The following is a 21195-nucleotide window of genomic DNA, read 5'->3' as shown; positions in this document are numbered from 1 at the left end:
GGATCCGCGCCTAGTTGCGGTCCCGGTCCACCAGCTGATTGGCCTGGATCCACGGCATCATGCCGCGCAGCTTGCTGCCGACGGCCTCGATGGGATGCTCGGCCGCCCGCCGGCGCATGGCCTTGAGCCGCGGCTCGCCGGCCTTGCTCTCGAGCACGAACTCCTTGGCGAACTCGCCGTTCTGGATCTCCTCGAGCAGCTCGCGCATGGCCTGGCGGGACTGCTCATTGATCACCCGCGGCCCGCGGGTGAAGTCACCGTACTCGGCGGTGTTCGAGATCGAGTAGCGCATGTTGGCGATGCCACCCTGGTAGAGCAGATCGACAATCAGCTTGGTCTCGTGGAGGACTTCGAAGTAGGCCATTTCCGGGGCATAACCCGCCTCAGTAAGGGTCTCGAAGCCGGCCTCGATCAGCGAGGTGATGCCGCCACACAGCACGGCCTGCTCGCCGAACAGGTCCGTTTCGGTCTCTTCCTGGAAGCTGGTCTCGATCACGCCGGAGCGGCCGCCACCGTTGGCCGATGCATAGGCCAGCGCGATCTCACGCGCCCGACCACTGGCATCCTGCTCGACCGCGATCAGGCTGGGCACGCCATTGCCCTCGACATAGGTCGAGCGCACCAGATGACCGGGTCCCTTGGGGGCGACCATGACCACGTCCATATCGCCCCGCGGCTCGATCTGCTGGTAGTGGATATTGAAGCCGTGAGCGAAGGCGATGGCACCGCCGGTGCGCAGGTTCGGGGCCACGATCTGCTCGTAGACCGCGGGCTGGTGCTCGTCCGGCAGGGTCATCATGACCAGGTCGGCCGACGCCACGGCATCCGCCATCTCGGCGATCTCCAGACCGGCGGCCTCGGCCTTGGCCGCACTCGCCGAGCCGGCCCGCAGGCCCACAACGACCGGGACACCCGATTCCTTAAGGTTGTTGGCATGGGCGTGGCCCTGCGAGCCGTAGCCGAGAATGGCCACCTTCATGCCCTGGATGATGGAAAGATCGGCGTCCTTATCGTAATAGACCTTCATGGCTCCCCCGATGGATGGTTTCAGACACGCATTTGTTTGTCGCCGCGCGCGATCCCGATGACCCCCGAGCGCACCACCTCCATCGGCGTCTGGTCGCTGAGCAGCTCGAGGAACGCATCCAGTTTGCTGCCGCGGCCGATGACCTCGATGGTGTAGGTCTTGTCGGTGACATCGACGACGCAGGCGTCGAAGATATCCGCCAGTCGCTTGAACTCCTCGCGGGACTCGCTGGCCGTGGCCTGGACCTTGACCAGCATGAGCTCGCGCTCGATGTGGCGGGCCTCGGTGATGTCCAGCACCTTGACCACGTCGAGGAGCTTGTTGAGCTGTTTGCGGATCTGCTCGACGGTCTGCTCGTCCCCCTGGGTGACCAGGGTCATACGCGACAGGGTCGAGTCATCGGTGGGCGCGACCGTGAGCGAGTCGATGTTGTAGCCCCGGGCGGTGAACAGCCCGGCGATGCGCCCCAGCGCACCGAACTCGTTCTCGACCAGAATGGAGATGATGTGTCGCATACCCTGTCGACCAGCGCCGTGTGATCCGCAATTGACGTAATGTAAGCCGTGCAAGTTACGGCGCGCGCATGGGGGCGTCAAGGACAGGGGTGGGCGACCCGGCGGCGGTCGGCTAACCTGTGGGTTTTCGACCGATGACAGGACAGGCCAGCATGCGCACCAGCCGTTTTCCACTTTTCACCAGCAAGGAGACACCGGCCGATGCCGAGATCGTCAGCCACCAGCTGATGCTGCGGGCCGGCCTGATCAAGCGCCTGGGCGCCGGACTCTATACCTGGCAGCCGCTGGGCCTGCGTGTGATGCGTCGGGTCGAGCGCATCGTGCGCGAGGAGATGGACCGCATCAACGGTCTCGAGGTGCTGATGCCGGCGGTGCAGCCTGCCGAGCTGTGGCGCGAGTCGGGTCGCTGGTCGCTGTACGGCCCGGAACTGCTGCGCCTCGAGGATCGCCACGAACGCGACTACTGCATCGGCCCGACCCACGAAGAGGTGATCACCGATTATCTGCGCCAGGAGCTGCGCAGCTATCGCCAGCTGCCGGTGACCTACTATCAGATCCAGACCAAGTTCCGCGACGAGATCCGCCCGCGCTTCGGGGTGATGCGCGCCCGCGAGTTCGTGATGAAGGATGCCTATTCGTTCCATCTCGATCAGGACTCGCTCGAGACCACCTATCGGGACATGCACGCCGCCTACAGCGCCATATTCTCGCGGCTCGGCCTGCGCTTCCGCTCGGTCGGCGCCGACAGTGGCGCCATCGGTGGCAGCGTCTCGGAGGAGTTCATGGTGCTCGCCGACTCCGGCGAGGACGAGATCGCGAGCTGCGATCAGTGTGATTACGCCGCCAACACCGAACTGGCCCGCAGTCGCCCGGCATCGCCGGCGGCCACCGATCCGCTGCCCGCCGAGCGGCGTTCGACGCCGGGCATCGAGAGCGTGGCGGAACAATGCACGCTGCTGGGGCTCACCCCCGGACAGGTCATCAAAAGCGTGGTGGTCATGGCCGACGAGGCGCCGGCGGTGCTGTTCGTCGCCGGCGATGACGAACTCAACGAGGTCAAGGCCGCCCATGCCCTGGGCGCTGAGACGGTGCGCCTGGCCGAACCCGCCGAGGCCTTGGCCGCCACCGGGGTCCCGCGCGGGTTCATCGGCCCGCGCGACCTGCCCGCCGGCCTGACCCAGCTTGTCGATCACCGCGCCGCCACCCGGGTCAACTTCTCGAGCGGTGCCAATCAGGCCGACAGCCACTGGATCAATCTCAATTGGGACCGGGACATGCCCCTGCCGCCGACGGCGGATCTGCGTACCGCGCTGGCCGGCGAAGGCTGTCCGCGCTGCGCGGACGGCCGGCTCGAGATCCACCGCGGCATCGAGGTGGGCCACATCTTTCAGCTCGGCAACAAATACAGCGAGGCCATGGACGCCCGGGTCCTCGACGAGGCGGGCGACGCCCGGCCACTGATCATGGGCTGTTACGGCATCGGTGTCTCACGGGTGGTCGCCGCGGCCATCGAGCAGAACCACGACGCGCACGGCATCCGCTGGCCTGCCCCGCTGGCGCCCTTTGATGTGGCGATCGTCAGCATCGGTGCCGAGCGCTCAGCGGCCGTAGCCGAGGCCGCCGAGCGCCTCTATGCCGATCTGCAGGCCGCGGGGCTTGATCCGCTCTGGGATGATCGCGACGCCCGCCCGGGGGTCAAGTTCGCCGACATGGAGCTGATCGGCATCCCCCATCGGGTGGTGATCGGTGAGCGCGGTCTCAACGCCGGCGAGCTGGAATACCGGGCGCGTGACGCCACGGCCAGCGAGGCCCTGCCGCTGGATGATGCGGCCAACCGGCTGGTGGCCCGGATCCGGGACTGGGCCTGAGCGGTGGACACGGCGAGGTCGCAGCAGCCGGCGCGGGTGCTGATCGCCGGCTGCGGGCGGATCGGCACCCGACTCGGCCAGGGGCTCGCCGACCAGGGCCACTCCGTATTCGGCCTGCGCCGCCGGCCCGAGGGCCTGCCGGCACCGATCATCCCCTGCGCCGCCGACCTCAACGCGCCCGCCGGGCTAGCCGATCGCCTGCCCGGCGGGCTTGATCGCGTGGTGGTCATCCTGACGCCGCCGAGCTATGACGATGCCGGCTATCGACGCGGCTATGTGGAAGCCCTCAGCCACCTCTGCGCGGCACTGGCGGCCTCGGGCAACGCCGGGGCGCGACTGGTGTTCGTCTCGAGCACCGGTGTCTACGGCGAGAACGGCGGCGCCTGGGTGGATGAGTCGACACCGCCGGTGCCGTCACGATTCTCGGGACAGCGCCTGCTTGAGGCCGAGACGGTGGCAGCCCGGCATCCGGGCGGCAGTGTGGTGGTGCGGTTTGCCGGCATCTACGGGCCGGGGCGGGAATCCCTGCTGCGGCGGGTGGCATCGGGTGCCGGCTGCCAGGCCGAGCCGCCGCGTTATACCAACCGCATCCACGAGGACGACTGTGTGGCGATCCTCGACTGGCTGAGCGGCCACCCGGATCCGGCGCCGCTTTACCTCGGCGTCGACGATCGACCCTGTCCGCAGTGCGAGATCATGGACTGGCTGGCCGCCGAGCTGGGCCAGCCGACGCCGGCGCGCACCGCTGGCGAGGCGATGGGCCGGCGTTGCAGCAACCGGCGGTTGAAGGCGGCCGGCTATCGACTCCGGCACCCGGACTATCGCAGCGGCTATCCGTCGCTGTTGGCCGAGCGCCGCTCCAACGTCTGAATGGCGCTGTCCTGGGCGGCGTAGTAGGCCGCCAGATCGCGCATATCCTCTTCGCTGAGCGCGGCCGCCTGGCCGTTCATGATGGCGTTCTGCCGGTCCCCGCTTTTGTAGGCCTTGAGCGCATGCAGAAGGTAATCGGCATGCTGGCCGGCGAGCATCGGAAAGGCGGGGTTATCCGACGCGCCGTTGGCGCCGTGACAGGCCGCGCAGGTCTGGGACTTGGCCTTGCCGGCCTCAATGTCGCCGATGGACTGGGCCTGGGCGACTCCGGCGGCCAGGATCAGCAGCGCGCCCAGGCATCGAATGCAATGCATCATCACTGCCCCTCCGGTCCGCGCGATTCGAAGTACGCGGCGATGTCCTGAATGTCCTCATCACTCAGCGTCGATGCCAGCGCCTGCATGGTCGTGTGCTGACGCGCGCCGCTGCGATAGGCCTTGAGCGACGAGACGAGGTAGCCGGCGTGCTGGCCCCCCAGCTTGGGCACCCGATAAGAGGGGTACGCGTTGCGATAGCCCTCGACGGCATGGCAGCCCAGACAGGTGTAGGCCTTGGCGCGGCCCGCCTCGATATCGCCCTGGGCACTGCTGAGCCCGGGCATCAACAGCGCCGCACTCAGCGCTACTCCTCCAATCAATCGCCCGCAGATCATGGTTTCTCGTCTCGCCATTGATAACTGCGCAAAGTATCGCGGGAAAGTTGATATCGGTCAATTTGCGCGGGACGCCCGGACGGTGGGGTCAGACGATGGCAAAGCCCTCGCTGCCCGGATCGGCCACGGGCTCGGCCTCCACCGAATCGACCCGTGCCGCGGGCGGGCCGCTCCAGAGCCACTCGCGCAGCGTCTCGACCGCTGGCTCGGGGCCACAGACCACCACCGAGACACTGCCGTCGGCGCGGTTTTCGACCCAGCCGCGCAGTCCCAGCGCGATCGCCTCATCGCGGGTGGCGGCCCGGTAGTACACCCCCTGCACATGACCGCGTACGCGGAACTGGTGGCAGGCTTCCTGTGTGTCGTCCATCGTCACCTCCTGGCTGCTTGCGTGTCGGTAATCTAACACCCAATATTGCGCCATGAGCTGCGAAATCCTGATCCTGTACTACAGCCGCCACGGCGCCACCGCGACCATGGCGCGCCGGATCGCCCACGGCGTCGAGGCCGTCAGTGGCGTGAGCGCGCGGGTCCGCGCCGTGCCACCGGTCTCGGAGGTGTCCGAGGCCACCGCGCCACCGGTGCCCGATGCCGGCCCACCCTACGCCGCGCTGGATGACCTGGCCGAGTGCGATGGACTGATCCTTGGCAGCCCGACGCGGTTTGGCAACATGGCGGCACCGCTCAAGCATTTCCTGGATCAGACCACCAGCCTGTGGCTGAGTGGTGCGCTCAACGGCAAGCCCGGCGCGGTGTTCACATCCACCGGCAGCCTCCACGGCGGTCAGGAGGCGACCCTGCTGTCGATGATGCTGCCGCTGCTGCATCACGGTCTGTATCTGGTCGGCCTGCCCTACACCGAGGCCGGTCTGACCGCGACCACCACCGGTGGCACCCCCTATGGCCCCAGCCATCTGGCCGGGGCCGAGGCCGACCGGCCGGTGGATGACACCGAGGCGGCCCTCTGTCAGGCGCTGGGATCAAGGGTGGCGCAGGCGGCCCTGCGGCTGGGCGCCCCGGGCGACCCGCGCCCGGCATGAAGGCGGTCAAAGGCAAACCCCCGGCGGCGGCCGGCGAGACCGCGCGTGAAGTCGCCGCGTCGCGGCTCTACTGGATGGCCGCGGGCTGTTACGTCGCACTGACCGCGCTGCTGTTCGCCTGGCTGATCTGGCTGGCACCCCCGCCGGAATCACTGCGCAGCCCGGTACTGCTGATCTTCCTCCTGCCGCTGGTGCTGGGCCTGCGCGGCGTGCTGCATCGGCGACGCTACACCCTGCAGTGGACGGGCATGCTCATCCTGCTGTACTTCATCCACGGACTGCTGGCGGCCACCGGTGCGGCGCCCCAACGCTGGCTGGGCGCCGCGGAGATTCTGCTGACGCTCGGCTACTTCAGCGCCGTCATGCTCATCCTGCGGCGCGGCAAGCAGCGCCACAAAGCGGGTCAGTCCGCGGGCTGACCGCGTAGCACCGACTGGATGAAGGGCACGGTCAGCCGCCGGCCGGCCTGCAGCGAGGCACTGTCGAGCCGGTCCACCACTCCCAGCAGATGGTTCAGATCGCGGGCCTGGTGGCGCAGCAGATAATCGACGCCGGCGGCGGGCATGCGAAGTCCACGCCGGGCCAGCGCACCGGTCAGTATCTCCCGGCGGCGAGCGTCATCGGGGGGCGTCAGGCGCAGGCGCAGCATCGACTCAAGCCGTGAGACCAGATCCGGCAGGGCAATCCCCAGACCGGCCGGCGCGCCCGCGGCGGCCACCATCAGCAGCCCGCCAGCATCCCGCAGGCGATTGAACAGGTGGAAAAAGGCCTCCTGCCAGTCCCCGCGCCCGGCCAGCAATTCGAGATCATCCACCGTGACCAGCGACAGGGACTCAAGCCCGTCCAGCGGCGCGGTGGGGCCGTCGATGTGCTGGCCGAGGGGGATGTACACCGCGGTCCCGCCGGCGGCACTCATGCGCCCGCAGGCGGCCTGCAGCAGGTGGCTGCGGCCACTGCCCGCGGGCCCGGTCAGGTAAAGCGACTGGGCGAACCAGCCGGTCAGCCCCTCGACGGCGGCCACCGCCTGCTCGTTGCCGGTGGCCACGAACGCCTCGAGATCGGCGGCGTCGTTCCAGCGAAAATCCAGCGCCAGCTGCGCGCCGCGGCCCTGATCGATCATTGCCGCCAGCGGTAGCCATCACCCGTGGGTTGCAGGCGCGGATCGGCGGCCAGGGCCCGCTCGACGCGCCCGGCGTCGACGCCGATGGCCAGCCGCCAGCGCACCCGGTCCCCGCCCACCTCGGCGGGGATCACGCGGGTGACACCCACCAGTTCGCCAAGCCGCGCCGCCACCGCCTGATGGGCGGCCAGCGAGTCGATGCCGTCGACGCTGACGGTGAGCTGGCGGCGCGAATCGGGATCGGCGACGTAAGCGAGGCTCTGGCGAAGGCGCTCGGCCAAACCGCGCGCGCCCGCGGCCATCACCGCCTCGAGGCTTGCGGCACGGGTCCGCCAGCGCTGCACCGGCTCGCCGTCGCCGGGCAGCAGTGTCCAGCGCACTTCATCCTCCCGGCCCGCACCCTGCTGAAGACGCCCCATCAGCACGGCGTCGGCGCCGTATCGCTCGGAGGCGGCGCGCACCGGCTCGACAAAGCCGCCGGCGATGTCGGCAAAGCCCAGGTTACGACGATCCTGCAGATCCATCAGCGGTGCGACGGGGCGGATCCCGAGGGGACGGGCCGCCGCCTCCAGCGCGTCGAGCAGCGCCTCGCCCCGGTCGCTGCCAGCAATGAACCGCTCGCCATCGCGCTGGGCGCCCAGCCAGACCAGCACCGTGGGCGGCGACGGCGGCCAGACGGCGACCCCGTCACGGGCCAGGGCGTTGCGGATGGCGGTCCGCGAGAAACGCACCAGAAGGCGGGTCTCGCGCTCCGCCCGGTCGCCGTCATCCACCTCGACCGAGCGATAGGAAAAGCCATTGACCGTGTCACTGACCCGCCCGCGCAGGCGCTCGGCCACCGCCGACCGGACAATATCGGGCTGGCCGGTGAGGCGCACCAGAAGCGCGTCAAGGGCCTCGACAAGCGCGTCGTCGCGGGCCGCGGCGCTGTTGTCGGCCACCGGCACCTCGACGGCGCCGAGGTTGTCCTGAGCCGGCACCACCGGGGCCATGACCAGCACGGTTATCCCCATGGCAAAAGCGAGACTGATGCGCAGCACGTTCAACATCCGAGTGAGTGGCGAGCCCGTGACCCCAAGAGGTTTTAAGGTACCATGACGCCATCCACCGGCACGACCAGACCCAGACAGGAGCGAGATCTTGGACTCCCCAGATTCCCGACCCGGACTGACCTACCGCGACGCGGGCGTCGACATTGATGCCGGCGCCGATCTTGTCGAGCGCATCAAGGGCGATGTCGCCGCCACCCGGCGCCCGGGCATGGTCGGCAGCCTTGGCGGGTTCGGCGGACTCTTCGAACTGCCGGTGGAGCGCTACCGCCACCCGCTGCTGGTGGCAGGCACCGACGGCGTCGGTACCAAGCTGCGCCTCGCGCTCGAGACCGGCCAGCACGATGGCATCGGCATCGATCTGGTCGCGATGTGCGTCAACGATGTCATCGTCGGCGGTGCCGAGCCGCTGTTCTTTCTTGACTACTACGCCACCGGCCGGCTCGAGCCGGCCATCGCCGAGCGGGTCATCCGCGGCATCGCCACGGGCTGCCGCGAGGCGGGCGCCGGGCTGATCGGCGGCGAGACGGCCGAAATGCCCGGGATGTACCGCGAGGGCGACTATGACCTGGCCGGCTTCTGCGTGGGCGTGGTCGAGCGCGATGCGCTGATCGACGGCTCGGGCATCCGCGCCGGCGACTGTCTGATCGCCCTGGCAAGCAGCGGGGTGCACGCCAATGGCTACTCGCTGGTCCGGCGCATCCTCGAGCGGGATCCCGACGCCCTCAGTCGATCGCTGGACGGCCGCCGCATTGATGAGTGGCTGCTGGCCCCCACGCGGATCTACGCACGCACCGTCCAGCAGCTGCAGCGCGAGGTGGCCATCCATGGCATCAGCCACATCACCGGTGGCGGGCTCACCGACAACCTGCCACGCATCATGCCCGAGGGCCTGAGCGCGCGCGTCGACACCGGCAGCTGGCAGTGGCCGGCGCTGTTCGACTGGCTGCAGACCACCGGCGGGGTGGACATCGCCGATATGCGCCGGACCTTCAATGGCGGCGTCGGTATGGTGGTGATCGTTCCCCCGGACCAGGCCGACCTGGCCATCGATCAGCTGCGGGCAGCCGGCGAGACGGCCTGGCGCCTGGGCGACGTGGTGCCCGCCCGCGAATCCGCCAACGCGGTCATTTACCAGGAGGGGGTTTGAGCGATACCGGCGGTTTCCGCATCGCGGTGCTGATCTCCGGCAGCGGGACCAACCTGCAGGCCATCATTGATGCCGTCCAGTCCGGGCGGATCGCCGCTCATGTGGACCGCGTGATCAGCAACCGTCCCGACGCCGGGGGGCTTGAGCGCGCCGCCGCGGCCGGGATCGCCACCGAGGTGATCGATCACCGCGACTTCGAGCGGCGCGAGGCCTACGATCAGGCCCTGGCCGATCGGCTTGAGGCCGCCCGGCCCGATCTGATCGTTCTGGCCGGGTTCATGCGCATTCTGGGGGCGGCGTTCGTCGCCCGGTTCACCGGCCGGCTGATCAATATCCACCCGTCACTGCTGCCCGCCTACCGCGGCCTGCATACCCACGAGCGGGCCATCGCCGCGGGGGAACGGCAGCATGGCTGCAGCGTGCACTACGTAATCCCCGAGCTGGACGCCGGCCCGGTGATCGCCCAGGCGGCGGTCCCCATTTACCCGGACGATGACGCCGCGCGACTCGCCCGGCGCGTGCAGGCCATGGAGCATGTCCTCTACCCCCAGGTGGTGGGCTGGATCGCCGACGGCCGGGTGCAGCTGGGTGACGGCGGCGTCCGCCACGATGGCCGGATCCCGCCGCATCCGCCCTGCCTGACGCCGACGGCGGCCACCCCGGGCTGATGCGCGGCGCCTGGCTCTGCGCCATGGCCCTGGGGCTGTTGCTGCTGGCGGCGAACGCGGCGACGCTGGCGACACCCGTCGAGGCGCCACCGGCGTTCAGCGCCCGCTATGACGTCCGCAAGGCTGGATTGACCCTGGGCCACGCCGAGCTGCGCTTTCGCCGGCCGGCACAGGACCGCTACCTCTACCGGCTGTCGGTCCAGCCCAATCGTCTGGCCGGGCTTTTCTACTCGAGCAGCGTGCGCGAGATGAGCATCGGCCACATCCAGGCCGACGGCTTCCGGCCCGACGTCTACCGCTACACCCGCAGCGGCGGTGACGACGACCGGCGCGCCGAGCTGCGCTTCGACTGGGAGGCGATGCGGGTGGTCAACGATGTGGCCGACCGCCCCTGGCGCATGGCCATTACGCCGGACACCATCGATCGGGTGATCAGTCCACTGCAGCTGATGCACGACCTGGCCGAGCGGGATGACGGCGATGACACCCTGGTCTATCGCATCGCCGACGGCGGCCAGCTCAAGACCTATGAGCTGCGCATCGGCGACACCACCCAGGTGGATACCCCCGCCGGCCGCTTCGAGGCACTGACCGTCCACCGCTCGGACCCGGACAGCGATCGGGTGACCACGCTGTGGGTGGCGCCGGCTCTGCGCTATCTGGCCGTGCAGGTGGAGCAGCGCGAGGCCGGTGATCGCAACTTCCGCATGGTCCTGAGCCGTCTGGACGGCCTTGACCGCCGCCGCTAGGGCCGCGGCAGCGTCACCCCGCGCTGGCCCATGTACTTGCCCGAGCGGTCTTTGTACGACGCCTCGCAGACCTCGTCCGATTCCAGGAACAGCATCTGCGCCACACCTTCGTTGGCATAGATCTTCGCCGGCAGCGTCGTGGTGTTGGAAAACTCCAGGGTCACATGGCCCTCCCACTCGGGCTCGAGGGGCGTGACATTGACGATGATGCCGCAGCGCGCATAGGTCGATTTGCCCAGACAGATCGTGAGGATGTTGCGCGGAATGCGGAAGTACTCAACGGTGCTTGCCAGTGCGAAGCTGTTGGGCGGGATGATGCAGACGTCCGACTGCAGATCGACGAAGCTCGATTCGTCGAAGTTCTTCGGATCGACCACCGCCGAGCTGATGTTGGTGAAGATCTTGAACTGATCGGCGCAGCGCACGTCGTAGCCGTAGCTCGACGTGCCGTAGGAGATCATCCGCTCGCCGTCGGCCTCCCCCCGTACCTGCCCGGGTTCGAACGGCTCGATCATGCCGTCCTCCGCCATGGACCGTATCCAGCGATCGGATTTGATGCTCACTGTGTCTGTTCCCCCTGCCCTAGTCGTCGTCGACGACGATATTCGGGAACCGGCTGGCGCCCGCCGGATCCTGTCGTGAAAGAAGTGCCGCGGTCCGCCGGGCCGCCTCGCGGAAGCGCTCCGCCGCCGCCGATGCCGGTGCCGCCGTGACGGTGGGCGCGCCCTGATCGGACTGCTCGCGGATGCCGATCTCCAGCGGCAGCGCGCCAAGCAGCGCAACCCCCTCGTCGTCGGCCAGTTGCTGGCCACCACCAGTGCCGAACAGTGCCTCCTCATGGCCGCAGTTCGAGCAGATATGCAGGCTCATGTTCTCGAGGATGCCAAGCACCGGCACCTTGACCTTCTCGAACATCCGCACGCCCTTGCGGGCGTCCAGGGTGGCGATGTCCTGCGGCGTGGTGACCACCACCGCGCCGGCCACCGGCACCTTCTGCGACAGCGTCAGCTGGATGTCACCGGTGCCCGGCGGCAGGTCAATGATCAGGTAATCGAGCGCATCCCAGCGCGTATCGTTGAGCAGCTGGGTCAGCGCCTGGGTCACCATGGGCCCGCGCCAGACCATCGGCGAATCCTCCTCAATCAGAAACCCGATGGACATGATCTGCACGCCGTGGTTTTCCAGCGGGAACATGGTCTTGCCCTCGGGGCTGTCGGGCTTCTGCCCGACCACGCCCATCATCCGCGGCTGGCTGGGGCCGTAGATGTCGGCATCCAGGATGCCCACGCGGGCCCCCTCGTCGGCGAGGGCGAGGGCCAGATTAACGGCGCAGGTGGACTTGCCGACACCGCCCTTGGCCGAGGCCACGGCAATGATGTTGCGGACGTTGTCCATCGGCTTGAGACTCGCCTGCACCTGACGGGCCCCCACCGACCAGTCCACGCTCACGCTCACCGACCGCGCGCCGGTCGCCTCGCGCACGGCGGCTTCCAGCGTGCCGCGCAGGGTGTCCTGATACCGCCCGGCGGGAAACCCCAGGCTCAGATCGATGGCCACCGCGTCACCATCCAGCCGGATATCGCTCACCGCCCCGGCAGTGATCAGATCCATCCCCAGCGCCGGCTCGGTCCACGCGCCCAGCGCCTGCTCCACCGATTCGCGGTTGAGTTCAGTCATTCATCCCCCGTCGTTACGACGCCCTATAGATTAGGCGCGAGTGTAAACAGCCCGCCCCCCGCATTAAACACGTCCGGGGCGGGGTTGGCACGCGGGTTGCCGCCGGCGTCGCGTTGCGGCAGATTCACGGCATGACCGACGCGCGCCACAACCTGGTCCTCATCGGCATGCCGGGGGCCGGCAAGTCCACCCTGGGGCAGTCCCTGGCCACCGCCCTCGGGCTCGGGTTCACTGACACCGATGCCCTGATCGAGACCCGCAAGGGGCAAACCCTGCAGGCGATCGTCGATACCCACGGCCACCGCGCCCTGCGCACCCTCGAGGCCGATACCCTCGCCGCACTCCAGCGCCGGGGCCATGTCATCGCCACCGGCGGCAGCGCCGTCTACAGCCCGGCGGCAATGGCCGCGCTGCAGGCCGACGGCATCCTCGTGCACCTGCATGCCGATCTGGCGGTCCTGCTCGAGCGGGTCACCGACGTCGACACCCGCGGCCTGGCCCGCGCCGCCGACCAGAGCCTCGAAGACCTCTACGCCGAGCGCGAGGCGCTGTACCGCCACTATGCCGAAATCAGTGTTGATGTCGGCACGCAGTCGCCGGCCGCGGCCACCCGCTCGATCATCGCCGCCCTCAACCGGCCGCAGGCTCCGCGACTGGCTTCGCCTCTGGCATAATGAGGGTTTACTGACTGCCAACGCGGAGTGTGCATGGCGCGCAAGATCCTGGTCACCAGCGCCCTACCCTATGCCAATGGGCCGATCCATCTGGGTCATCTCGTCGAATACATCCAGACCGACATCTGGGTGCGCTTCCAGAAGCTGCAGGGTAACGAGTGCTGGTATGTCTGCGCCGACGACGCCCACGGCACGCCCATCATGCTCAAGGCCCGCGAGCAGGGGATCACACCCGAGACACTGATCGAGCGGGTCGGCGCCGAGCATCGGCGCGACTTCGCCAGCTTCGGGATCGCCTTCGACAACTACTACACCACCCACTCCGAGGAAAACCGCCACTACGCCGAGCTCATCTACACGCGGCTGCGTGATGGCGGCTGGATCGACCGCCGGACCATCACCCAGGCCTATGACGGGCACGAGGGCATGTTCCTGCCGGACCGCTACATCAAGGGCACCTGCCCGCGCTGCGGCGCCGATGACCAGTACGGCGACAACTGCGAGGCCTGCGGGGCGAGCTATTCCCCCGACGAGCTGCGCAACCCGGTGTCGGTGATTTCGGGCGAGGCCCCGGTCCAGCGCGAGTCCGAGCACTACTTCTTCCGCCTCCAGGACTTCGAGCCCATGCTGCGCGAATGGGCCTCGAGTGAGGGTCTGCAGGACGAGGTCTCGAACAAACTCCAGGAGTGGTTCGACGCCGGCCTGCGCGCCTGGGACATCTCCCGCGATGCGCCCTACTTCGGTTTCCGCATCCCGGATACCGATGACAAGTATTTCTACGTCTGGCTGGACGCCCCGATCGGCTACATGGCCAGTTTCCAAGACCTGTGCAACCGCCAGGGCCTGGATTTTGACGAATGGTGGAACGCCGATTCCGACACCGAGCTGTACCACTTCATCGGTAAGGACATCGTCTACTTCCACGCCCTGTTCTGGCCGGCGATGCTGCACGGCGCCGGGTTCCGGCCGCCCACTCGGGTCTGCGCCCACGGCTTTCTCACCGTGGACGGGCAGAAGATGTCGAAGTCACGCGGCACCTTCATCATGGCGGAAACCTATCGGCGGCATCTGAATGCCGAGTACCTGCGCTACTACTTCGCCGCCAAACTGGGCGCCGGCGTGCATGACATCGATCTGAGCCTGGAGGATTTCACCCAGCGGGTGAATGCCGATCTGGTGGGCAAGCTGGTCAACATCGCCAGCCGCTGCGCGGGTTTCATCAACAAGCGCTCCGAAGGATGGCTGGGTCCGCGTCTGGACGCCCCGGAGCTGTTCCGGCGCATGAGCGCCCGGGCCGAGGTGATCGGCGGGCATTATGAGGACCGCGCCTATGCCCGGGTGGTCCGCGAGGTGATGGCCCTGGCCGACGAGGCCAACCAGTATATCGACGAGAAAAAACCCTGGGTGCTGGCGAAGGATCCCGACCAGGCCGAGGCGGTGCAGGCCATCAACACCACCGGGCTCAACCTGTTCCGGGTGCTGATGCTCTACCTCAAACCGGTGCTGCCGGATACCGCCGCCGCGGCGGAGCGCTTCCTGCAGATTCCGCCCATGGAGTGGGCCGATGCCGGCCAGCCGCTGCTGGATCACCGGATCGACACGTTCAAGCCGCTGATGACCCGGGTGGATCCGGCCGCCATCGAGGCGATGATCGAAGAATCACGGGATAACCTGAAACCGGCATGAGCGGCGGGGCCTCCGTGACCGAGCGCATCGACGCCCTGCTGCCCCAGACGCAGTGCGAGCAGTGCGGTTATCCGGGGTGCCGACCCTACGCCAAGGCCATCGCGCAGGGCGAGGCGGATATCAACCAGTGCCCGCCCGGCGGTCAGGCCACCATCGATGCGCTGGCGCAGCTGCTGGACCGGCCGGCACCGCCCCTCAACCCCGAGCATGGCGACTACCGGCCGCCGCGGGTGGCCTGGATCGACGAGTCGGTATGCATTGGCTGTACCAAATGCATTCAGGCCTGCCCGGTGGATGCCATCGTCGGCGCCCGTCAGCGCATGCACACGGTCATCGCCGAGGAGTGCACAGGCTGCGATCTGTGCCTGGCCCCCTGCCCGGTGGATTGCATTCATATGCTGCCCACCGAGCGCGAGGCCGAGCCCGTCGATCAGCAGCAACAGCGCCGGGATCGTGCCCGGCGGCGCTTTAACGCCCGCCAGCAACGCCTGCTGCAGCGCCAGGCCCGGCGTGAGGAAAAGCTCCGCCAGCGGCGTGAGACCCAACGCGCCTCGCCCACCACGCCGGCGGCGCCGGCGCTGCCCGATCGCGAGGCCCGCCGCGAGACCGCGAAGGCGGCCCTGGCCCGGGTGCGGGCAAAACGACGTCAACGGGGTCGCGGGTCGTGAACCGCGACAAGCGCCGGGCCATCTTCGAGCGGTTGCGCGAGGCCAACCCGCAGCCCACCACCGAGCTCAACTACTCGACGCCCTTCGAGCTGCTCATCGCGGTCATCCTGTCGGCCCAGGCCACCGACCGCGGCGTCAACAAGGCCACCGGGCCGCTCTTCCGCGATGCCAATACCCCGGGCGCGATCCTCGCCCTGGGCGAAGACGGCCTGCGGGACTACATCCGCACCATCGGGCTTTTCAACAGCAAGGCGAAGAACATCATCGCCACCTGCGAGGCCCTGGTGGCGTCTCACAATGGCGTGGTGCCCCACGACCGCAAGGCCCTCGAGGCGCTGCCCGGCGTCGGCCGCAAGACGGCGAACGTGGTGCTCAACACGGCCTTCGGCGAACCCACCATGGCCGTCGACACCCACATCTTCCGGGTCGCCAACCGCACGGGCATTGCGAAAGGCAAAACCGTCCGCGCCGTGGAAGACAGATTAATGCGCCAGGTACCGAAGGAATTTCTGCAGGACGCCCATCACTGGCTGATCCTGCACGGCCGCTATACCTGCCTTGCTCGCCGGCCGCGCTGCGGGGCCTGCCCCCTCTACGACCTCTGCGAGTTCCCCGAGCGTCACCGCTACGCCGACGGCGGGTCGGAGTAGGCCGCTGACGCCGGCGCGGCGCGCCGTCCGCCACGCCAGCGCCGCCAGCCATAGGCGGCCAGCAGAAACGGCCCGTTGGCCAGCGCCATCGACCCGCCGATCGAGACATTCAGCGCGATCGCCAGCGCATAGCCGAGCGGCGCGCTCAGCGCGGCGATCAGCATGGCCAGGGCGATCATCGGCAGCAGGCGCCGGGTCAGCAGATAGGCCGTGGCCGGCGGCACCACCACAAAGGTAATGAACAGCACGACGCCGACGGCATCAAAGGCCGCCACCGCCGTGCCACTGACCAGCGCCAGATGGGCGTAGAAAATGATCCCCGGGGCCAGGCCCAGCGCCCGCGCCAGATCGGGGTCGAACGTGGCGAGCTTGAGCGCCTTGTAGAAGGCCAGCACGAATGCGGCATCCAGCAGCAGCATCACGCCGGTGGCCAGCATCGCCCGGGGCAGCTCGATACCGGCGATGGTCACCGTGTCCAGCCAGACGAAACCCACTTCCCCCAACAGCACGGTGTGCTCATCGAGATGCACATCCCGCGCAGTCACATTGATCAGCAGAACGCCGGCACTGAAAAGCGCCGGAAACACCAGACCGGTGGCGGCATCATCGCGCAGCCGCCGCGTGCGCGTCAGCGTCTCGATGAGAAACACCGCGAGCACACCACTGAGCGCGGCACCGGCGATCTGCACCGGCCCACTGGTCTGCCCCGACAGCAGCCAGGCCACGGCAATGCCGAACAGGATTGAATGGCTGATCGCATCGGCGAGCATGCTGTTGCCGCGCAGCACCAGGAAACTGCCCAGCAGTGCGGCACTGGTGCCCACCAGCATCCCGGTGACCAGAATCGCGACCAGGGGCTCGGCAAGCAGGGTCATGATCGCCTCCGGCGGCCGCCGCGCTGACGCCTTTCGCGGGCCGCGGCGTGATCGACCCCGGCCTCGGTCAACTGCCAGTGCGGCCCTTCGTCGGGGAGATGCTGAACCGGCGTGACCAGCCCACGCTCGGCCAGCGTGACCAGCTGCGGCTCGGTGACCATGCCGTGGTAGGCGTCCACGGCCCCCTGTTCAACCCGATACCGCCAGTCATCGTGCTCGCGGGCGAGCTCGTAGAGCGTTCCCAGAATGCGGTCGGTGGACGTCGAGCGGCGCCGCCGGCGCTGCCGCCACCACTGCGGGACCAGCCCCCGGTGCGGTGCCACCAGTAGCGAGACCAGGGCGATGAGCGTGGCGGTGAGGACAATCAGCGGCCCGGTGGAAAGCCCTGGCGCGAGGGCGCTGCCAAGCCCGCCCACGACCCCCGCCAGGGCGCCGAGCAGCGCCGAGAGCAGGACCATGCCCATCAGACTGCCGCACCACTGACGCGCCGCGGCACCCGGGGCGATCACCATGGCCGTCATCAGCACCACGCCCACCATCTGCAGCCCGGTGACCACTGCAAGGGCGATCATCGCGGTGAGCAGCGCCTCGAGCCGGTGCACCGGCAGGCCCACCACCGCCGCGAAGGTCGGGTCAAAGGTCATCACCTTGAGCGGCTTCCACAGGAGCGCGACCCCCAGCAGACTGATGCCCACCAGCGCCATCATCGGGTAGAGGTCGGCCCGCGTGGTGGCGGCCGCCTGACCGAACAGGAAGCTGTCGAGACCGGCCTGCGCCGCCCCGCCACGGGACTGGATCCAGGTCAGCAGCACCACCCCCAGGGCAAAACCGAGGCTGAGCGTCGCGGCCAGTGCCGCGTCCATCTTGAGCCGGGTATGCCGGGTGATGGCCACGGTCATCAGCGCCGCCGCCACGGCCGTCACCAGCGCACCGCCCATGATGCTGCCAAGATCCCGGGCCCCCGCCAGCATGAAGCCGATACACACCCCGGGCAGGGCCGCGTGCGAGAGGGTGTCGCCCAGCAGGCTCTGGCGCCGCAGCACCGCGAACGAGCCGAGCACACCGCTGATCACCCCGATCAGCACCGCCCCGAGCAGGACGTTCTGCAGGGTGTAATCAGTCAGCAGCGTCGCCATCATCCCGCGTCCCGGTTGCCTGACCGCCCTCGTCCAGCAGCGCGACCTGACCGCCGTAGGCCCGACGCAGGTTGCGCGCCGTGTACACCGAGCCGATGGGGCCCGCCGCAATGACGCGCACGTTCAGAAAGACCAGCCAGTCGAAATAGCGCTCCACGGTCTGCAGATCGTGATGCACGAGGATGATGGTGCGCCCCTCGTCACGCAGTCGCCCGAGGATCTCGATGATGCTGCGCTCGGTGGTCGCATCGACCCCGGCCATGGGCTCATCGAGCAGCAGGATGTCGGGCTGCTGGACCAGCGCCCGGGCAATGAACACGCGCTGCTGCTGACCGCCCGAGAGCTCGCTGATCTGGCGGTCGGCCAGCATTTCCATGCCCACCTCCTCCAGCGCCCGCAGGGCCCGGTCGCGCTCGCGGCGCCCCGGCCAGCGCAGCCAGCCGAGCTGGCCGTATAACCCCATGGTCACCACATCGACGGCGGTGGTGGGAAAGTCCCAGTCCACCGACGATCGCTGCGGTACATAGCCCACCCGCTGGCGCTGCTCGCGATAGCGGCGGCCGAACAGACGGACATGGCCCGCCGACAGCGGCACCAGACCCAGCACTGCCTTGAGCAGGGTGCTCTTGCCCGCGCCGTTGGGGCCGATGACGCCGGCGAGGACACCCGGCGGGATGTTCAGGTCGATGTCCCAGAGCGCCGGACGATCACCGTAGCTGACGGTCAGATCCTCGGTATGCAGGGCCCAGCGCGCCGACGGGCGTTCTCCGGCCGGCGGATCCATGGCGGCCATCACTCGCCTCCGTGGCGCGCGCGCAGCGGCGCCCGCCAGTCGCTCAGCGCCGCCGGCAACGGTGCGCGCTCACCACCCAGCTCGCGGGTGATGGCCGCGGTGTTGTGAATGAGCAGGCCCGGCAGGCTGTCGGCGAGGGTCCCGGATTCGCCCAGGGCATCGCCATAGAGGGTATCGCCAATGACCACCTCGGCCCCCCGCTCGCGGGCCGCCGCCACCACCGCGTCCACCGTGCGCGGGTTGATCGTGCTCTCGACGAACAGGGCCGGCAGTCCCCGCTCGGCGATCAGGCGGGCGTTGGCCTGGATATCGGCCACGCTCGCCTCCGCGGTGGTGCTGATGCCCTGGATGCCGCGCACCTCGATATCGTAAGCCCGACCGTAATAGCCAAAGGCATCGTGCGCGGTCAGCAGCACGCGCTGACCCGCCGGAATACTGGCGATGCTGGCGCGCATCCACGCATCCAGCGCGCTGAGCTGTCCCCTCAGGGCGGAGGCCCGCTCACGCAGCCCGGCCGTGCAGTCCGGCGCCACCTGACGAAGCGCCTCCACCGTGGGCGTGATCGCCTGCGACCAGAGCGCGGCATCCATCCAGACATGCGGATCGGGTGCGCTGTCGCCGTCCGTCTGAATCAGATCAACCGGCCCCGCCGCGGCCGCCGCCTCGGCCACCGCCAGCGTCGGCCGGCGCTCGCCGAACCGCCGCAGGACGCTATCGAGCTGACCTTCCAGCCCCAGGCCGTTGTAGGCGATCAGCGACGCCGACTGAAACGCCTGCACATCGGAGGCGGCGGCGCGATAGAGATGGGGGTCGATGCCCGGGCCCATCAGTGCCTCGGTCTCGATGCACTCGCCGCCGATGCGATCCACCAGATCCGCGACCATGCCGGTGGTGGCCAGCACGCTGGGCGCCGCCGGGGCGACCGAAGTCAGCGCAAGGCCGACGGCCATCACTGCCGCCCGCGCCATCCAGCCGTCGCGTCTGCGCTGCATCAGGACCCCCTGTCGATCAGAAATTGGAATAATTCCAATCTAAACCGCGACCCGCGGTGGGTCAACGCACCGGCCTATTCACCGCGCCGGGCAGCCACCCGCAGCCGCAGGGCGTTGAGCTTGATGAAGCCTTCAGCGTCCTTCTGGTCGTAGGCGCCGGCATCGTCCTCGAAGGTTGCGATGCTGTCATCGAACAGGCTGTCGGTGGCCGAGCGCCGGCCCAGCACGGTGACATTGCCCTTGTAGAGCTTAAGCCGGACCACGCCATTCACCCGGGTCTGGGTCTGGTTGATCAGCGCCTGCAGCGCCTCGCGCTCAGGACTCCACCAGTAGCCGTTGTAGATCAGCTCGGCGTAGCGCGGCATGAGCTCGTCTTTGAGATGCGCCGATTCGCGGTCGAGGGTGATCGACTCGATGGCGCGATGGGCCCGCAGCAGGATCGTGCCACCGGGGGTTTCGTAACAGCCGCGGGACTTCATGCCGACATAGCGGTTCTCGACAATGTCGATCCGCCCGATGCCGTTGTCATTGCCCAGCTGATTGAGTCGCGAGAGCATTTCGTGCGGCGCCAGCGACTCGCCGTTGATGGCCACCGGATCACCGCCCTCGAAGGTCAGCTCGATCTCGGTGGGCGTATCCGGCGCCGCCTCGGGCGCGACGCTCCAGCGCCACATATTCTCCTCGGCCGGGGTCCAGGTATCCTCCAGCACGCCGCCCTCGTAGGAGATATGCAACAGGTTGGCATCCATGGAATAGGGCGATCCGCCGCCCTCGGTCCTGCCCTCGATGGGAATGCCGCGATCCTCGGCGTAGGCCAGCAGACGCTCGCGGGAGTTGAGGTCCCACTCACGCCACGGCGCGATGACATGAATGCCGGGCTCGAGGCCGTAATAGCCGAGCTCGAAGCGCACCTGATCGTTGCCCTTGCCGGTGGCGCCATGGCAGACGGCGTCGGCGCCGGTCTCGCGGGCGATCTCGATCTGGCGCTTGGCGATCAGCGGCCGTGCGATGGAGGTGCCGAGCAGGTATTCACCCTCGTAGAGGGCGTTGGCGCGGAACATCGGAAAGACGAAATCGCGCACGAACTCCTCGCGCAGGTCATCGATATAGATCTCCTCGACGCCCAGATCCTTCGCCTTGGCGCGGGCGGGCTCGAGCTCTTCACCCTGCCCCAGGTCGGCAGTGAAGGTCACGACCTCGCATTGGTAGTGATCGCGCAGCCACTGCAGGATGACCGAGGTATCCAGGCCACCGGAGTAGGCCAGAACCACCTTTTTGATTGTGCTCATGGATTGCTCTCTCGAATTGCGGGGTTGGGAGCGGGTTCGTGCCGCAA

23 protein-coding genes and 2 pseudogenes are annotated in these 21195 nt (G+C 68.4%); 11 read left to right on the top strand and 14 right to left on the bottom strand.

Annotation, left to right across the window (positions count from 1 at the left end):
- Nucleotides 1-10 precede the first annotated feature (10 nt).
- Complete coding sequence (ilvC, locus tag BA899_RS02370) at nt 11-1027, bottom strand: ketol-acid reductoisomerase (RefSeq protein WP_159299607.1); 1017 nt, start codon at nt 1025-1027, stop codon at nt 11-13.
- A gap of 20 nt (nt 1028-1047) precedes the next feature.
- Nucleotides 1048-1542, bottom strand: coding sequence for an acetolactate synthase small subunit (ilvN, locus tag BA899_RS02365; RefSeq protein ID WP_110883194.1), 495 nt, complete (start codon nt 1540-1542; stop codon nt 1048-1050).
- Between the two features lie 152 nt (nt 1543-1694).
- On the opposite strand from ilvN, the gene BA899_RS02360 reads away from it, so the two are divergent.
- Nucleotides 1695-3410, top strand: a complete 1716-nt coding sequence (locus tag BA899_RS02360; RefSeq protein WP_159299606.1) for a proline--tRNA ligase — start codon at nt 1695-1697, stop codon at nt 3408-3410.
- A 3-nt stretch (nt 3411-3413) separates the two neighbouring features.
- The gene (locus tag BA899_RS02355; protein ID WP_159299605.1) at nt 3414-4280 is read left to right on the top strand and encodes an SDR family oxidoreductase; all 867 of its coding nucleotides are present in this window, start codon (nt 3414-3416) and stop codon (nt 4278-4280) included.
- On the opposite strand, the gene BA899_RS02350 is transcribed toward BA899_RS02355, so the two are convergent.
- From BA899_RS02350 to BA899_RS02340, 3 genes are all read right to left on the bottom strand, one after another.
- The gene (locus BA899_RS02350) at nt 4241-4597 is read right to left on the bottom strand and encodes a cytochrome c (protein ID WP_148121731.1); all 357 of its coding nucleotides are present in this window, start codon (nt 4595-4597) and stop codon (nt 4241-4243) included. The genes BA899_RS02355 and BA899_RS02350 overlap by 40 nt on opposite strands.
- Nucleotides 4597-4950, bottom strand: a complete 354-nt coding sequence (locus BA899_RS02345; protein WP_159299604.1) for a cytochrome c — start codon at nt 4948-4950, stop codon at nt 4597-4599. Before BA899_RS02345 ends, BA899_RS02350 begins: the two co-directional genes overlap by 1 nt.
- Nucleotides 4951-5020: 70 nt before the next feature.
- Nucleotides 5021-5302: an acylphosphatase gene (locus tag BA899_RS02340; protein WP_144347783.1), complete on the bottom strand. Its 282-nt coding sequence runs from the start codon at nt 5300-5302 to the stop codon at nt 5021-5023.
- A gap of 52 nt (nt 5303-5354) precedes the next feature.
- Between BA899_RS02340 and wrbA the strand changes: the two genes are divergently transcribed.
- Together wrbA and BA899_RS02330 are read left to right on the top strand one after the other, a co-directional pair.
- Complete coding sequence (gene wrbA, locus BA899_RS02335) at nt 5355-5972, top strand: NAD(P)H:quinone oxidoreductase (protein WP_110883199.1); 618 nt, start codon at nt 5355-5357, stop codon at nt 5970-5972.
- Nucleotides 5969-6391 carry a DUF2069 domain-containing protein gene (locus tag BA899_RS02330; RefSeq protein WP_144347784.1) on the top strand — a complete coding sequence of 141 codons (423 nt, stop codon included), beginning with the start codon at nt 5969-5971 and terminating at the stop codon, nt 6389-6391. Before wrbA ends, BA899_RS02330 begins: the two co-directional genes overlap by 4 nt.
- Here the strand turns inward: BA899_RS02330 and hda are convergent.
- Together hda and BA899_RS02320 are read right to left on the bottom strand one after the other, a co-directional pair.
- The gene (hda, locus tag BA899_RS02325; RefSeq protein ID WP_148121728.1) at nt 6376-7092 is read right to left on the bottom strand and encodes a DnaA regulatory inactivator Hda; all 717 of its coding nucleotides are present in this window, start codon (nt 7090-7092) and stop codon (nt 6376-6378) included. The two genes, BA899_RS02330 and hda, sit on opposite strands and share 16 nt — an antisense overlap.
- Nucleotides 7089-8141 (bottom strand): DUF2066 domain-containing protein, encoded by a 1053-nt coding sequence (locus BA899_RS02320; RefSeq protein WP_159299603.1) that lies wholly within the window; start codon nt 8139-8141, stop codon nt 7089-7091. Before BA899_RS02320 ends, hda begins: the two co-directional genes overlap by 4 nt.
- A gap of 88 nt (nt 8142-8229) precedes the next feature.
- Here BA899_RS02320 and purM point away from each other — a divergent pair, with 88 nt between their 5' ends.
- From purM to BA899_RS02305, 3 genes are read left to right on the top strand one after another with little or no spacing between them, the layout of a single operon-like run.
- Nucleotides 8230-9291, top strand: coding sequence for a phosphoribosylformylglycinamidine cyclo-ligase (purM, locus tag BA899_RS02315; protein ID WP_159299747.1), 1062 nt, complete (start codon nt 8230-8232; stop codon nt 9289-9291).
- Entirely contained in the window at nt 9288-9959 is a 672-nt protein-coding gene (gene purN / locus BA899_RS02310; protein WP_159299602.1) for a phosphoribosylglycinamide formyltransferase, read from the top strand. The genes purM and purN overlap by 4 nt, the downstream gene beginning before the upstream one ends.
- The gene (locus BA899_RS02305) at nt 9959-10708 is read left to right on the top strand and encodes a DUF3108 domain-containing protein (RefSeq protein WP_159299601.1); all 750 of its coding nucleotides are present in this window, start codon (nt 9959-9961) and stop codon (nt 10706-10708) included. Before purN ends, BA899_RS02305 begins: the two co-directional genes overlap by 1 nt.
- Here BA899_RS02305 and dcd read toward each other — a convergent pair.
- Both dcd and apbC read right to left on the bottom strand, forming a co-directional pair.
- A complete protein-coding gene (gene dcd, locus BA899_RS02300) occupies nt 10705-11271 on the bottom strand; it encodes a dCTP deaminase (RefSeq protein WP_144347790.1) in 567 nt (188 codons plus the stop codon). The two genes, BA899_RS02305 and dcd, sit on opposite strands and share 4 nt — an antisense overlap.
- A 19-nt stretch (nt 11272-11290) precedes the next feature.
- Nucleotides 11291-12385, bottom strand: a complete 1095-nt coding sequence (gene apbC, locus BA899_RS02295) for an iron-sulfur cluster carrier protein ApbC (protein ID WP_159299600.1) — start codon at nt 12383-12385, stop codon at nt 11291-11293.
- Between the two features lie 131 nt (nt 12386-12516).
- Here apbC and BA899_RS02290 point away from each other — a divergent pair, with 131 nt between their 5' ends.
- From BA899_RS02290 to nth, 4 genes and pseudogenes are all read left to right on the top strand, one after another.
- Complete coding sequence (locus tag BA899_RS02290; RefSeq protein ID WP_159299599.1) at nt 12517-13059, top strand: shikimate kinase; 543 nt, start codon at nt 12517-12519, stop codon at nt 13057-13059.
- Between the two features lie 33 nt (nt 13060-13092).
- Nucleotides 13093-14733: pseudogene (gene metG / locus BA899_RS02285) on the top strand (methionine--tRNA ligase); the annotation flags it as partial.
- A 26-nt stretch (nt 14734-14759) separates the two neighbouring features.
- Nucleotides 14760-15191, top strand: a pseudogene (rsxB, locus tag BA899_RS09995) (electron transport complex subunit RsxB); the annotation flags it as partial.
- Between the two features lie 218 nt (nt 15192-15409).
- Nucleotides 15410-16063: an endonuclease III gene (nth, locus tag BA899_RS02275; protein WP_159299596.1), complete on the top strand. Its 654-nt coding sequence runs from the start codon at nt 15410-15412 to the stop codon at nt 16061-16063.
- Here nth and BA899_RS02270 read toward each other — a convergent pair.
- From BA899_RS02270 to BA899_RS02250, 5 genes are all read right to left on the bottom strand, one after another.
- The gene (locus BA899_RS02270; RefSeq protein ID WP_144347796.1) at nt 16039-16938 is read right to left on the bottom strand and encodes a metal ABC transporter permease; all 900 of its coding nucleotides are present in this window, start codon (nt 16936-16938) and stop codon (nt 16039-16041) included. The genes nth and BA899_RS02270 overlap by 25 nt on opposite strands.
- Nucleotides 16935-18074: a metal ABC transporter permease gene (locus tag BA899_RS02265; protein WP_110883213.1), complete on the bottom strand. Its 1140-nt coding sequence runs from the start codon at nt 18072-18074 to the stop codon at nt 16935-16937. The genes BA899_RS02270 and BA899_RS02265 overlap by 4 nt, the downstream gene beginning before the upstream one ends.
- Nucleotides 18055-18867: a metal ABC transporter ATP-binding protein gene (locus tag BA899_RS02260; RefSeq protein ID WP_235012034.1), complete on the bottom strand. Its 813-nt coding sequence runs from the start codon at nt 18865-18867 to the stop codon at nt 18055-18057. The genes BA899_RS02265 and BA899_RS02260 overlap by 20 nt, the downstream gene beginning before the upstream one ends.
- Complete coding sequence (locus BA899_RS02255) at nt 18867-19859, bottom strand: metal ABC transporter solute-binding protein, Zn/Mn family (RefSeq protein ID WP_200833030.1); 993 nt, start codon at nt 19857-19859, stop codon at nt 18867-18869. Before BA899_RS02255 ends, BA899_RS02260 begins: the two co-directional genes overlap by 1 nt.
- Nucleotides 19860-19933: 74 nt before the next feature.
- A complete protein-coding gene (locus BA899_RS02250; protein WP_159299595.1) occupies nt 19934-21148 on the bottom strand; it encodes an argininosuccinate synthase in 1215 nt (404 codons plus the stop codon).
- Between the last annotated feature and the right edge of the window lie 47 nt (nt 21149-21195).

Origin of the sequence: Spiribacter sp. SSL99 (assembly GCF_009805925.1) — a bacterium.
GTDB lineage: Bacteria > Pseudomonadota > Gammaproteobacteria > Nitrococcales > Nitrococcaceae > Spiribacter > Spiribacter roseus.
Note: the sequence above shows the minus strand (reverse complement) of the source record. Positions and strands in the feature narration are given on the sequence as shown.